We start from the raw sequence: 13,360 nt of genomic DNA, 5'->3' as shown, positions 1-13,360 counted from the left end.
TCACCCGCCGCCGGTACGCGCCGGCGGGGTGACCCGCGGCGTGGCCTGCGGCGTCACCGGCGGCCTCGCCACCGGGCCACTGCCTCCGGACGTCCGCCCGCCACCCGAACCAGCCCCGCCGACCCGGGTCACGCCGCCACTCCCGCGGGTGGTGACGGCCTTCGCCGGGACGGACCGGGGTGCCCCGGCGGCAGCACCGACCGTGCTGCGGGCAGCCCGCACACCGGCCGTCGCCGGCGCCTCACGCCCACCGCGGGCCGCAGCCGAACCCGGCGTGCCCGAACGGTTGGCCCTGGCACGCACCGCGCCGGCGGTTCCGGCGCGCGCGGGCAGTCCGGCCGGGGCGTTCCCGCCACGGCCCGGCCGCACAGCGGGCCGTGCGGCGGGGACCGCCGAGCCCCCGACCACGCCGGCATCGCCGAGCATTCCCCGGTTCCTGGTCTGCAGCCGCGAACCGATTCCGCGGAACGTGTCCCGCGAGGTCGAGCCGAGCAGTGCGCCCGCGCCATGCCCGAACGACGCCGCGCTCCGGCGGCCCGCCGATCCGACCGCGCGCATCAGCTGAACATCGGCGAAGCCCAGCAGGTGCATGAGCATGAACGGTGAGAAGACCGCCGCGATCATCACAACGACACCACTGAGAATGCTCAGCGTCTGGTCAACCGTGGAGCCGGACGGGTCCTGGGCGATGCCCGCACCCAGGGCAAAAATCGCGTAGATGACCGGCTTCGCGAAGATCAGGGCGACCAGCATCTCCGCCGCGCGCTTGATCCAGGTGCTGGTCGTCATGGTCGGCTGACCCGCCAGATACAGCGGGATGAACACCGCCACCACGATGATCGCGACTTTCCGGATGTACAGCACCACGAAGAGGGTGAAGGAGAAGATGGCGACCAGGAGCGACAGCACGAGGTCGAGGGCGAAATTACCCTGTTCGGGCAATGCTCTCAGCTGGGCGACGAGGTCCGCCCCCAGTTCCTTGTCGTTGCCGAAGGCCTCGGCCATGCCATCCGAGGCGGCGAGGATCATCTGCAGCAGCGTCAGGGCGATGAACGACCCGAGGACCGCCGTACCGGTCGAGACCAGGGCCCGCACGAACACATGCGGATCGCCCCGCAGGGCGGCCACGGTGCACGAACAGAGGAAGAGACCGGTCACGATCAGGATCGAGACGCCGAAGACGATGTTGTAGTTGTCGACGACATACTGGGCATTGAGATCCACAGCGGTCTTCTGTGCCGCAAAGCTGAAAACGGATGCCGAAAGATCGGCCGCCATGTTACAGAACGCCTTGCCGACCGAGTCCAGAAAATCTTCCGCAGCCCCACCGGCAATCCCGGAGATGGCATCACCGATGCCTGAAAGGGGGTTTGGAACGGCGAGAATCTCTGTCGCTGGAGCACTTGTCATGATGTCACCCCTGCAAGAGCGAAGCGTTCGAAGGACTCCGAGCTCCGCTCCGTCATGGCGTGTCCTTCTCCCCCTCCCGAAACGTCACGAAGTTTCCAGTCTGAGCCATCCCAAGCAATCGTACAGACGTCGGTTCCCCAGTGCATAGACGGGCGCAAATTCGGGGGACCTTCGGCTAGGCCGGCGCCAATAGCTGAGAGAACTTCGATCCGACTCTCGTTCTCTCTGTGGTCGCTGATTCGATAGCCGAATACGCGGTGATTCATCAAAAACTGTGGGGCGAGAATTGAGGGAACTCCGAAATTGCGTGCTGTCTCTGAATCGATATCGGTAAGCAGTTTCGACAGTCTAGCCGCGGTAGCCTCGTCCGAGATTGACATAATCACGTCCCGAGATCGAGACTGCTCGCGATTTCTCGCCACGCTTGTTACTGCAATGTAATTACCGCAGGCGCTTATCGCGCCGGCTTCGGTGTGGGGGTAGCCGACGGGCACCCCGAACTCGTTGACCCGGGTGGGCCCACCCACCGGGCCGTCGCTGGCTGCCACGGGGACCTCACTGGTGGGCGAAACCGCCACGGCCGGTGTCTCGGGAGCGGCCTCGGCGGACTGTTCGGGGACAGGTTCGGAATCGGCCGGAGTCCTGGGTCCGCTGTCCGATGAATGCCGCCCGGCAACGTAACCGATCCCACCGGCCCCGATCGCGGTCACCGCGGCTGTCGCGACGATGACGATGATCAGGCGCCCGAATGCCCACTCCGTCAGGCTCACCAACGCCCACTCCCCTCCGTTGCCGGCAGGGTCATCATCGCAATGTCGGAGGCCAGATACCTCCGGAACCGGCTAGAAGTCGCTGGACGGAAGCTCATGGACCACGTCGGGGTCATCGACGATGTCATCAGCGGGCGCTGGGGTGAACGTCTGGACCACGGCCGGCGGGCGCATGCTGTTCGCATCATCGGAGTCGTTGGAAGCGGAGGCGCCGGTGGCCAGGAAGAAGTTGACGAACGCTGCGGCGGCGCCGACCAGGAAGGCGAGGCCGAACCCGGCGAGGACGCCGCTCTTACCTGCCGCCGAAGCGCGGTCGAGCCCCATCCGCTCACCGAGCGCCCAGGCGATACCGCCCAACAGGACGGCGGCCACGGCTGCGACGACCGCGTAGGCTGCCAGACCGTTGACCAGGTCTTTCAGGGCATTGATGCCAGGCGCCTTGGAGTCGTCCGGGTCGACTTCCACGGCAAGAATGACCGCTGCCGAAGCGGCTGCAGCATCGACGATCATCGTGGTTCCCTCCCTGCGGGCGACGGGTCGCCCGGACGATCCGGCTCGGACACCCGCGCGGGTGGGCTTCCGGGCCGCAGGTCGCCAAATGATACGCCCGGCACCTGACCGTGATCAGCATCGGCAGTGTGTGGCAGCGTCGAGGTGTTGGGTGTTGCTAGTTCGGCGGGTGGCCGGACGGTCGGTCGAGCCACCGCCGGTGTTGGCTCTGCCTGTGCTCTGACCTGCGCTTCGGTCTCCCGCACGTCGCCTTCGGAGTCGGCGACGGCCGCGAGGGCGTCCACCGTTTCGGCGGCGAGCCGCAGGTAGGCACGCCGGGTTGCCAGCCGCAGCCGGGGAATCCGTACCGGGGTGCCACGGCTGGGGTCGAGGCGAGGGTCGTAAGGGACCCGCACAATGCCGTCGACATGACGGGCCAGCCGCGCGGTGGCGTTCCGAGCGCGGGGCGAGGGCCGGCCCCGCCGCGGCGACACCACCGCCGCGATCACGACGGGCCCGGAAGGCGCCGGATCCGCTGTCCCGTCGTCAGGTGCTCCTGGCTCGAGATGCCCGCGGCCGGCCGGCTCACGGGCCCGCACGCCGACACCGGCGAGTGCGCCCTCCGGGTCGGTCAGGTCCGCGAGGGTTGTTTCCAGGTCGGACGCGGTCGCCAGCGTCACCAGGATCACCGCGTCGGCGGAGCGGAGCGCGGTGGGGGTCAGCGGAGCGGCCGCGGGCGCGTCCATGAGGACCAGCGGGTAGGCGTGAGCCAGACCGCCGAGGACGGCGTGCAGCATGGCCGGGGTGACCGGTTCGTCTACCGGCACCGGGGACCGGTCGTCGGCGCCGGTGCCTTCGGTGCTGTTCTCGGCAGGGCGGTCGACCGGCAGGACGTCCAGGTCGTAGACGCTGCCCGCGCGGCGCGCGCCGATCAGCGCCCGCGTCTCCTCGGAGGGAACACCTGCGCCGGAGCCACGCAGGCGGGCGATGTCGGCGACCGTGGCCAGCCCCTGGCTGCCGACCCGGCTGACCAGGTTGTCACCGCGTGACTCGTCGATCTCGACACTGTCGGCCGAGGTCGGAGGCACGAACCCGGGGGTCTCCGTTCCAGGGTGGAGGTCGATGCCGAGCACCGGCTCACCGCGCACCCCCGCCAGGGTGAGGCCGACAACCCCGGTCAGCGTGGTGGTACCCGAATAGGGAAACAGCGAGGTCACGACGATCCGCCACGAGCCGGGCAGGATGCTGGACGCCCGGTCCGAGAGAGTGGTCCGGAGCGGGATCTCCTCCCACGGCTCGGGCCCGTCCCCACTGGCCCAGCTCTCCTGCCCGGGCCACTGCCGGCGGGTGGACGGCCGCAGCAGCGCGGCCGGTACCTCGTCTCCGGCGGTGAGAGCCGGGACGCGGCGGCGCCCGACGGGGACCACCTCGGTAGAGGCGGGCACCTCGTCGCTCTCCGTGGCCGCAGGCGACTCGGGTACGGCGGGCACCCTGGTCGGAGCAGCCAGCCGCGGCACCGGGGCCGCCGACGGCGCAACCTCGTCCCAGCTGTGCTGGCCAGGCGTGCCGTACTGGTCGTCCGCGGCCGGCTGGGCACTCAGGTCGGGCGGGAGCGCCTCCACGATCTCGGCCGGTGCCGGTGCCGGTGCCTCGTGCCACGCATCGGCCCGGTCCCAGGCCGGGCCGGCCGCCGGGGTCGTTTCGGGCGCGGCCTCCGCGGGCGCGGCCTCCGCAGGAGCGCCGGACCACGCGGTATCGCCGGGCCAGGCCGGATCCGTCGGCCACGCGGGATCGGTCGGCCAGGCCTGCCCTGCCGGCCAGGCCGTCTCGCCCGCTGGGACGGCGCCGGCTGCGGGGGCCGGTTCGCCCGTGGGCGCGGGTGCCTGGTCGGGCAGCACGGCGTCTGGTGGGTAGACCTGCTCCGGCCCGCCACCGGGCTGGCTCGGATGCTCATAGCCGCCCCCGGACGGGTCGTTCCAGCCGGAGGGCGACGCCGAGCCCGCTCCGAAGACGGCCGGCGACTGCGGGCCAGCGATTGGCTGGGGGGCAGGAGGCGGCTGCGACGCGGCGGGCGGCAGCGTGGCGCCAGGTGGCTGGGGAGCCGCGAGCGGCGGCGTGGCGGGCGTGGCAGCGGGCGGGGGAACCGCCGGCTGCGGGCCGGTGGCGGGAGTCCTCGGCGCGAGGGCGGACGGGCGGCCGGGACGGCGCGGCCCGGCCGAGGTGGGTCGGCGGCCCGGTGGGGGCGCGCTCGTCCCGCCACCCCGGCGGGACGGTGGTTCCTGCGGGTCGCTGCTCGAGGGCCGCGCGCCCCCCGACGAACCGGAACGAGACAGACCGGAACGACCGGAGGTGCCCCTTCCGCCCGCGGCACCCGAACCACCTCGGCCGGCACCACCCGGAACGCCCGGACCGGTGCGGCCGGCGGGAGCCGCCGTGCCCGGGCCGGTGGGGGTCGACGGCGCCGAAGGTGCGGCAGGCGCGGCCACGGAGCCCGCCGTGGCGGGCGGGAAGCTCGGGTCCTTGCGGCCCATGGGGGTCGGCGGCGGGACGGCGCGGGGTGTCGCCGCGCGCCGTAGCGCCGGGCGGCGCGGCGGATTCCGCTCCGCCAGCTCGTCCTCCGGGACGTCCGATGCCGGGTTGGCGGCTGTGACCCGTGGCAGCGGTGACGACGCGGCGAACCGGCCGGGGGGTACCGGGGCGGGGACGCGGGCGACGTCGACGCGGCGCGGTGGCTCCCCGGCGACAGGCGGTTCGGGGCGGGGCGCACGCGGTGCTGCGGTGCGCCCGCCGCGGCCGGCCTCGCCGCGGCCGGCCTCGCCGCGGGCGGAATCGCCGGGGGCGGCCGGTGTGCCGTTACGGCCGGCGCTCGGTGGGGTGCGGGGCAGCCGGCGGCCGCGGCGCTGGGCCTGGCCGCGCGGCTCGTCACGGGCGTCACGGAACATGCCGGTCCGGCCTGACCCCGACATGCCGGACCGGCCTGTGGGGCCGGGCTCGTCCGGTGCCGCATCCTCGAGGTGGAACGCCTGGTCCTGCCATGGTCCGTCACCACCGCCGGTGGCGGTGGCCTCGTCCTCGTCGCCGCGCCTGCGGTGTCGGCGGCGGGCCGCCCGTGCGCCGGTGCGGTCCTCGCTCTCGCCGTCGCGAGCCGGGAGCTCGGCCGCGAACGGCGTGGATGCAGGGATTCGCGCGCCAATCAGTGAAACGGGCCGCGCGTCCCCTTCCTCACCGTACGGTGCCTGTGGCACATCGCTCACGCGCCGTCGCCCTCCTGGCAGGTCTGGGCTGGTTGCTTGGTCTGGGCCGTATCGCTTGGTCCGGGTTGTCTTGCCTGGTCGGGTTGTCTTGCCTGGTCCGGGTTGATCGGTGGGTCTCGGTCAGGAGCCGGGCTGATGGGCTCGGTCGGCCACTCTGCTGGCCAATTGGTGCCAGTTACAGTTACTTACTGTTACTTACTCTCGGCTGCGGTCGGATCGATGTAACACGAGCCATTCAAGTATGACAAGCGCCAGTTGGGGCTCGCCAGGGCAGGCATTGCGGTGTTAGCCTCCCTCGCCGGTGCACAACGGCTGGTTGACGCCGGTCGAGAAGGGGGCCCTGGGTGGTGCAGGACGGCTTTCCGGCGGCCTCGTCGCGCCCGCCGCGCCCGCCGCGCATGCCCGCCCGGCCGGCGGCGAGGACCGCCGAGCCGGCGGCGTCTCCCGTGGTCTCGAGTTCTCCACCTGCGAGGATGCCGAGCTCCAGCCGCCCGGCGGACGACGACGAGGTGCTGACCGTCGACGAGCTGGTGTCGTGGTTGCGGCTTTCCGAGAGCACCGTGCTCAAGCTCCTGTCCGAGCGGGCGATCCCCGCGCGCAAGGTGGGTCATCAGTGGCGGATCCGGCGCGGCCGGGTTCGGGACTGGCTGGACGGCCACGAGTGAGACCACGCGGGCACGAGGGAGGAACACCAGTTCGGCACACTGATAGCGCCTGGTGCCACCCCCTTGCCCGTTGCGTGACATTGATCTCTCTCGTCCTGGTTACGGCGGTGGGCTGCGCGGCGCTCGACGATGCTTCGACCGAGCCGGCGCCGTCGCCGACCAGTGGGCCGCCACCGGGGGCCAGCCAGGCGCCCGGCCCGCCGCTCGCGACCGCCACCGCCGAACCTCAGGCCACGGTTGATCCCACAGATCCACAGGCTGTGGCCCGGGACTGCTTTCAGAAGTGGCAGTCCTTCGACGCGCGCACCGACGCCGGCCCGGTGGCCGGGGTCGAGCGGGCCCGCGACTGCCTCACCCCGGACTTCGCCGCGAAGCTCACCGGGGCATCCGGCCCGGGTGGGGGTGTGGACGGCACGGACGGGGGGCGGGACGACCCTCAGGCTGATCGTGCCTGGCAGGAACTGCGGGCCGCCGGCACCCGGTCGGCGGTCACGGTGCTCGCGGTCACACCCGTCGGAGCGGCCGACACCACCACATCCGGGCAGGTGGCGCTCCTGCTGAATGTGCGCAGAGAGACGGCCTCGAACGACGGCCAGCCCGAGATCACCGTCTCGACACCGGCGGTCACGATGCTGGCCGGCACGGATGGCACCTGGCGGATCGCCGGCGCCGACCTGGCGAACGCCGCCGGCGACGCGCCGGGCCGGTAGTCGGGCCGGTAGTACGGACACGCGACGGGCAGAGGCGGGCGACGGGCATGGTGGGAACGTCGCGGCGACCGGGCCGCGGAGGGCGCTGGCTGCTCTGGCTGGGCGTCGGTGGCTTTGTCACCATCGGCGGCGTCTTCCTGCTGATCTCCATACTGATCCTGCTGATCGCCGCGCCGTTCCTCGACGAGCAGCGGACCGGTAGCCGCGCGATCGTGAACTCCGAGGGAATCCCGACCGAGTACGTGCAGCTCATCACGGATGCGGCGAACGCGGCCGGCTGCGCCGAGGTGACGCCCGCCATCCTGGCCGCCCAGCTGCGGCAGGAGTCGGGCTTCAACCCGCAGGCCCGGTCACCCGTGGGAGCGATGGGAATAGCCCAGTTCATGCCTGGCACCTGGGCCAGTCACGGCACCGGTGACGTGTGGAATCCGGTCGATGCCATTCCCGCTGCCGCACGTTACGACTGCGCTGTCGCAGCGTCGGTGGCGAGCGTTCCCGGCTCGGCTCAGGAAAAGATGCTCGCCGCCTACAACGCTGGGCCCGGTGCCGTGCTCGCCTATGCCGGTGTGCCGCCCTACCCGGAAACACGCAACTATGTGCGTACCATTCTGGCGCAGGCCCAGGTGTACGGCGACGCGCTGGACACCGGTGCCGAGGTGTCGGTGGAGGCGGTCCAGCCGGTGCTCGACTTCATGTGGTCGCAGATCGGCAAGCCCTACGTCTGGGGCGCTACCGGGCCCAACGCGTGGGACTGCTCGTCCCTGGTGCAGGCTGCTTACCGGACGATCGGTATCTCCATTCCCCGCGTGACGACGGATCAGCTTGCGTTCGGCCCCCGGGTCGCCGCCGTCGAGCCGCAGCCGGGGGACCTTCTCTTCATTCCTGGATCAGACGGGACGGCCCTCGCGCCCGGCCATGTCGGAATGTATGTCGGGAACGGGCAGGTAATTGCGGCCAAGGGCGCCCGGTGGGGGGTTGTTCTTTCGGAACTGTCCGACTGGACGACGGTGGTCGCAGTCACCCGTCCCCTGGCCAGTAGTTTCTGAGGGATTTCCGGTCTCGCCGGGGCGTCCCCACCGCCCCGGCCCCGGCCTCAGACTGCGACGTCCGAGACGAAACTGCTGAGCCCGTCGGCCACGGTGCCCAGAGCACCGAATGCGCTGTGAACCACATCAGCGGCGTCGCCGGGGGCGGTGACCATGAAGAAGATGATGAAGATGGTCACACCCCACGGCCAGATCAGCTGCTTCATTGGACCTCCCGAAGAGCGTGGGCGAACCGGTGCCCTCGGGGGTCCGGTGCCTGTGGTGACGGTCGGTGGTTGCCGACAGCATGTGTGTACTGACTTTGAGTAGTGGTCGCAAGGGGAACCGCCGTGCCACGGCGGGGTCCCCGCGCGGCCCACGGGTGGTCCTCCGCCCGCCCGCGGAGATCGCGGGGACGGCCCGCGAGGTCGGCCCGTGAGCCCACCCCGTGGCCTCCGACGGCGTGTCGAACCGCCGATCGAGCAGGGTTGCCGCGGCCGGGAAACCCCTGCTGGGCCGGAGACATCGGGGTCCGGGTACGGGCCCGTCCGATGACACGGAACTGACAGGGGATTGACCAGGGGCGGCCAGTAGCCGACGCCCCGGCGAACCGATGTACTGATCCCTACCGTTCCGGGCGGGTGACGTCGACTCCCTGCCTGGAGCGGCAGCCTTGTCGGGCAGCTGACTACGGTGAGTGACGTTGGTGGTGGGGTGTGCCCGTTCAGCGTCGCGCCGCGTGCCCGCTCAGGCGGGGCGGATGCTCTGCGCGAAGGTGAAGACGTTGTCCGGGTCGTAGGCGCGCTTCACCGACCGGAGCCGGGGCAGGTTCGCCCCGTAGTAGGCGGTCTCCCAGTCCGTCAGCTGCGGGTCGATGTAGTTCTGGTAGGCCGACCGCGAGACGTGCGGGGCCAGCGCCGCCACCGTGTCCCGCAGCCAGCCGGCGTTGCGGGCGCGCAGGTCGCCGTCGTCACCGAGGTCGTAGCCGGCGATGTACTGCGCGCTCGCGACCACGTCTCGGTGGACGAACGCGGTCTCCTGCGGGCCCAGCCGCCCGATGGCGCCGCCCCAGGAGTCGAGGATGACGCCGCCTGAGCGCAGGCCGGGCACCCGCTGGCGTGCCTCGACGGCGTCCAGCAGTGCCTCGGTGCCGGCGCCCGACAGCGGTTCGGTGAGGAAGTTCGACGCCGCGAGCTGGGCCACCCGGGGCAGCATGCCCTCGGGGTGGCGACCGGTGAGGTGGCACTGGGCCACGGTCCGGCCCGCGCAGCCGGCTTCGATCAGCATGGCCTCCAGCGGGCCGCGCTGAGCTGCGAAGGCCGAGGACGGGGCGCGGCCGACGGCGTCCACCAGCTGGGCGAGCAGGTCCTGGGCCGCCCGCGGGACGGCGGTGGCCGAGCCGGATGACCCGGATGACCCGGATGACCCGCCAAGTGGTGTGCGTGCGCCCGGGCCGGAGCCGGAGGCGGGGGTGACGTCGCTGATCACGCCGCTGATCCGGATCGCGGGGACGGTCGCGGTCGCGCCGTCCGTGCTCGTGGTGCTCGTGAGGACACAGGTGGACCACAGCTCGTCCGGGGCGTCCGGCCGCAGGTTCCAGTCCTGCCAGGCGGCGATCACATCGGCCGCGGCGTCCCACGGCCACCGGTAGGTGAAGATCGTCAGAGGTACCGCCTGGTAGGTGGCGAACGTGAACGAGGTGACCACCCCGAAGTTGCCGCCCCCGCCCCCGCGCAGTGCCCAGAACAGGTCGGCGTCACGCTCGCCGTCCACCCGGATGATCTCGCCGGAGGCGAGGACCACCTCGGCGGAGAGCAGCTGGTCGCAGGTCAGGCCGTGGCGCCGGCCGGCAACCCCGATGCCGCCGCCGAGGGTGAGGCCGGCCACTCCCACCGTCGGGCAGGAGCCGGCAGCAAGCGCCGCCCCCGCCTGCGCGAGCTGGTCGTAGACATCGACGAGCTGGGCTCCCGCGCCGATGGCCGCGATGCCCGCAGCCGCTGTGCCGTCCGCGGCGGGGCCGTCCGCGGTGGGGCCGCCCGCACCCGAGCGGCTCCCCGGGCGGACCTCGTTCAGGAGCGACACGTCGATGACCAGGCCGGTGCTGGCGGAGTAGCCGCCGTAGCTGTGCCCCCCGGAGCGGGCGGCGAGCGCAATCCCGGCTGACCGCGCGAACGCGAGACTGGCCGCCACGTCGGCAGCCGAGGCACAGTAGGCGATCCCCTGTGGCCGGATCTGATCGAAGGCGGGATCGAAGAGCTGGCTCGCGGTGGCGTAGTCCTGCGCGCCTGGCCGGACCAGGCGGCCGGAGAGCTTCTCCGCGAGACGCTGCCAGTCCCGCTCGGTCGGCTTCTCCTCGCTCGCGCCGCCGCACCCGGCAACGCCGACGGTGAACCCGCCAAGACCCAGCAGTGCCAGACCCACCCCGGCGAGGCGCAGCGCCTCCCGCCGGTCGACCGCACCGTGCCCGTCGACCATGCCGCCCGTTCCGTCCGATGCCCGGGCGCCTGCGTGCCCGCGCGTGGCTTTAATCCTCCTCCGCCGCCCGCAGCACGGTCGACACGATGCCGTCCGGCCCGATGCGCCTGACTCCGCCGTCACCCTCGCTGACGTAGACGGCTCCGGAGACGTCGACCGCCAGACCGCGGGGCATCATGCGGGTCTCGGTGGCCTGGCCGCCGTCCGCGATGTTCGCGGTGGCTTCGCTCGAACCCGCGAACGTGGTGATCTTACCGTCGACGGCGGACACGACCCGGATCGCGTTGTTGGCGGAGTCGGCGATGTAGAGCTCGCCGTTCGGACCGAGCGCGAGGTCCTGTGGGTAGGAGAGCAGGGCGTTGACGGCCTGCCCGCCGTCACCCGAGCGCCCGGACTCGTCCGGCTTGCCCGCGACGCGCGTGACCTTGCCGTCCGGGGTGATCTTTCGCACCGTGTGGGCGCGGTAGTCGGAGATGTACAGATCCCCGTTGTCGGCGAGCGCGAGGCCCGCCGGCTTGGCGAACATGGCCTCCGCCGCCGGGCCACCGTCACCGGACGTGCCCCAGGTGTCGGCGCTGCCGGTGACCACCGAGATGAGACCGTCCTGGACCTTTCGGACGCGGTAGCCATCGGTGAAGTAGAGCACGCCGTCATCGGAGACCACCACCGCGAGTGGGCTGCTCAGGGCCGCCTTCGCTGCCTGGCCGGACGCTCCGCCGAAGCCCTCGTCCGGCGCCGTGCCGGCGACCGTCGTGATCCTCGTCCCGTCGACGAGGCGGATCCGGCCGCCGTCGGTGTCGGCGATGTACACCTCGCCGTCACCGCCGACCGCGAGGGCGTGCGGGCCGATCAGGTTCGAGCGCTCAGCCGGCCCGCCGTCACCCAGGACCGGTGTCGGGGAGGGCGACGGCGACGGCGACGCCGAGCTCGCGGTGGTCGACGCGGACGGCCCGCCGGTCGGCGTGGGCGTGGGAGTGGGTGTCGGAGCGGGCGGGCCGACACCGGCGATCCGGGCCAGGGATCCGTCCGGCCGCAGCCGCAGGACCTGGCCCTGCCCGCCGGACGTCGGGCCGCTGTCGACCGTGTAGAGCGACCCGTCCGGGCCGATGCTGACGTCCTCCGCGCTGTACAGACCCTGGACCTCGACGGGCTCGCCGCTGGCGTACGCCGGCCGCTCGGGATCGGAGCCGCCCGTGAGCCAGAGACCCAGCCCGATCGCCGCGGCGAGCAGCGCCACGGCGGTGGCCGAGGCGATGACGACGGTCCCGCGTCCGGGCCGGTACCCGCCGCCGCCCGGGCCATGGTGCTGCGCCCGCCGCCTGGTACGCGGGCCGGTGGCACCGCCGTACGGGTCGACCCGGGTCGGCACCGGCCCGCTCGGCGTGCCCGGTCCGCCCGGCCAGCTGGAACCGCCCGGCCCACCTGGCCAGCTCGGCCCGCCTGGCCAGCTCGGCCCGCCGGGCATGGGGGCCGGGGCCGTACCCGGGCCGCTGGGGCCCGCCGGCCCGAGCGGCCTGCCGGGCCCGCTGTGACCGCTCGGTGAGCCGGGCATGCCGCGGCCGCCCGGCGGGGCAGCGCCGAGGCGGCCGGCCAGTTCTGCCGCGGTGGGGTTCGAGCTCTGGGCGTGGCCGGCGGCGGCGAGCACGTCGTCGCCGAGGCGCACCGGCACACCGCTGGCCGCGAGCCAGCCGGGGCCGAACACCTGCGTCGCCGCGGCGGCGAGGTCGAGGGCGAAGTCGTGGGCCGTCGGCTGGCGCCAGGCCGGCTCCTTGGCGAGGGCGGTGAGGATCACGGCGGCCAGCGGCGGCGGCGCCTCGGTGAGCGGCAGCGGCGCCACCGACATGTGATGGTGCAGCAGCGCGGGCACGGGCAGGCCCGCGGGGAACGGTGTCCGGCCGGCGAGCAGTTCGTACAGGACGACGCCGAGGGAGTACAGGTCGGTGCCCGGTCCGAGGCGGGCGCCGGTGATCTGTTCCGGAGCCATGTAGCGAGGCGTGCCGACGAGGCCGGTCGTGGTCGCTGCTGTGGTCTCCAGGATCTTGGCGATCCCGAAGTCGGTGACCTTGGGGGTGCCGTCCGCGGCGAACAGCAGGTTGTCCGGCTTGACGTCCCGGTGCAGCACGCCGCGGTCATGCGCGGCGGCCAGCGCCCCGGCTGCCGCCAGGCCGACCGCGCAGCCCGCGCGCGGGTCGTGCGGGCCGAGTGCGCGGTGCTTCAGGCTCCCGCCGGTCAGCTGCTCCATCACCAGCAGGCAGAGGCCGTCGTGCTCGACGTAGTCGTAGATGCGCACGACGTGCGGATGGTCCAGGCCGGCGAGGACCCGGGCCTCGGAGAGGAACCGGTCGCGCAGGTCGCCTCCGCTGTCGCCGTACCCGCTCCCGTGCCCGCCGTGGCCGCCGCTGCTCGGTTCGAGCAGCACCTTCACGGCGACGTCCCGGTCGATCAGCCGGTGGCGACCGGCGAGCACCGCCCCGAAACCGCCCCGCCCGAGCTCCCCCCCGAGCTCGTAGCCGGTCAGCGCGGCCGCGACACGGCCGATGTCGACGGACGTCATGGTTCGTG

At 72.6% G+C, this 13,360-nt stretch carries 10 protein-coding genes; 3 read left to right on the top strand and 7 right to left on the bottom strand.

The window, feature by feature from the left end; all coding sequences use genetic code 11:
• The 4 genes from AB1460_RS05630 to AB1460_RS05615 all read right to left on the bottom strand — a co-directional run bounded on the left by AB1460_RS05630 (position 1) and on the right by AB1460_RS05615 (position 5,923).
• The gene (locus AB1460_RS05630) at positions 1-1,224 is read right to left on the bottom strand and encodes a hypothetical protein (RefSeq protein WP_420497200.1); all 1,224 of its coding nucleotides are present in this window, start codon (positions 1,222-1,224) and stop codon (positions 1-3) included.
• Between the two features lie 182 nt (positions 1,225-1,406).
• Positions 1,407-2,180 (bottom strand): hypothetical protein, encoded by a 774-nt coding sequence (locus tag AB1460_RS05625; protein ID WP_368959528.1) that lies wholly within the window; start codon positions 2,178-2,180, stop codon positions 1,407-1,409.
• 72 nt (positions 2,181-2,252) lie between these two features.
• Positions 2,253-2,690: a DUF6112 family protein gene (locus tag AB1460_RS05620; protein WP_368959527.1), complete on the bottom strand. Its 438-nt coding sequence runs from the start codon at positions 2,688-2,690 to the stop codon at positions 2,253-2,255.
• Positions 2,687-5,923, bottom strand: coding sequence for a hypothetical protein (locus AB1460_RS05615; protein WP_368959526.1), 3,237 nt, complete (start codon positions 5,921-5,923; stop codon positions 2,687-2,689). Before AB1460_RS05615 ends, AB1460_RS05620 begins: the two co-directional genes overlap by 4 nt.
• Positions 5,924-6,396: 473 nt before the next feature.
• On the opposite strand from AB1460_RS05615, the gene AB1460_RS05610 reads away from it, so the two are divergent.
• The 3 genes from AB1460_RS05610 (at position 6,397) to AB1460_RS05600 (ending at position 8,344) form a co-directional block, all read left to right on the top strand.
• On the top strand, positions 6,397-6,588 hold the full coding sequence (locus tag AB1460_RS05610; protein WP_071084065.1) for a helix-turn-helix domain-containing protein: 192 nt from the start codon (positions 6,397-6,399) through the stop codon (positions 6,586-6,588).
• 74 nt (positions 6,589-6,662) lie between these two features.
• Positions 6,663-7,298, top strand: coding sequence for a hypothetical protein (locus AB1460_RS05605; RefSeq protein ID WP_368959525.1), 636 nt, complete (start codon positions 6,663-6,665; stop codon positions 7,296-7,298).
• Between the two features lie 47 nt (positions 7,299-7,345).
• Complete coding sequence (locus AB1460_RS05600; protein ID WP_368959524.1) at positions 7,346-8,344, top strand: NlpC/P60 family protein; 999 nt, start codon at positions 7,346-7,348, stop codon at positions 8,342-8,344.
• A 47-nt stretch (positions 8,345-8,391) separates the two neighbouring features.
• Here the strand turns inward: AB1460_RS05600 and AB1460_RS05595 are convergent, their stop codons facing one another.
• From AB1460_RS05595 to AB1460_RS05585, 3 genes are all read right to left on the bottom strand, one after another.
• Positions 8,392-8,550, bottom strand: a complete 159-nt coding sequence (locus tag AB1460_RS05595) for a hypothetical protein (protein WP_006542861.1) — start codon at positions 8,548-8,550, stop codon at positions 8,392-8,394.
• A 520-nt stretch (positions 8,551-9,070) separates the two neighbouring features.
• Entirely contained in the window at positions 9,071-10,798 is a 1,728-nt protein-coding gene (locus AB1460_RS05590; protein WP_368959523.1) for an FAD-binding oxidoreductase, read from the bottom strand.
• Between the two features lie 49 nt (positions 10,799-10,847).
• Positions 10,848-13,352 carry a serine/threonine-protein kinase gene (locus tag AB1460_RS05585; protein WP_368959522.1) on the bottom strand — a complete coding sequence of 835 codons (2,505 nt, stop codon included), beginning with the start codon at positions 13,350-13,352 and terminating at the stop codon, positions 10,848-10,850.
• Between the last annotated feature and the right edge of the window lie 8 nt (positions 13,353-13,360).

This window comes from Parafrankia sp. FMc2 (assembly GCF_041008525.1).
GTDB lineage: Bacteria > Actinomycetota > Actinomycetes > Frankiales > Frankiaceae > Parafrankia.
Note: the sequence above shows the minus strand (reverse complement) of the source record. Positions and strands in the feature narration are given on the sequence as shown.

Bases quoted from the DNA above. Each gene is read 5' to 3' on its own strand.
- AB1460_RS05590 (WP_368959523.1), bottom strand. From the start codon at position 10,798: ATGGTCGACGGGCACGGTGCGGTCGACCGGCGGGAGGCGCTGCGCCTC.
- AB1460_RS05610 (WP_071084065.1), top strand. From the start codon at position 6,397: ATGCCGAGCTCCAGCCGCCCGGCGGACGACGACGAGGTGCTGACCGTC.
- AB1460_RS05595 (WP_006542861.1), bottom strand. From the start codon at position 8,550: ATGAAGCAGCTGATCTGGCCGTGGGGTGTGACCATCTTCATCATCTTC.
- AB1460_RS05600 (WP_368959524.1), top strand. From the start codon at position 7,346: ATGGTGGGAACGTCGCGGCGACCGGGCCGCGGAGGGCGCTGGCTGCTC.
- AB1460_RS05585 (WP_368959522.1), bottom strand. From the start codon at position 13,352: ATGACGTCCGTCGACATCGGCCGTGTCGCGGCCGCGCTGACCGGCTAC.
- AB1460_RS05620 (WP_368959527.1), bottom strand. From the start codon at position 2,690: ATGATCGTCGATGCTGCAGCCGCTTCGGCAGCGGTCATTCTTGCCGTG.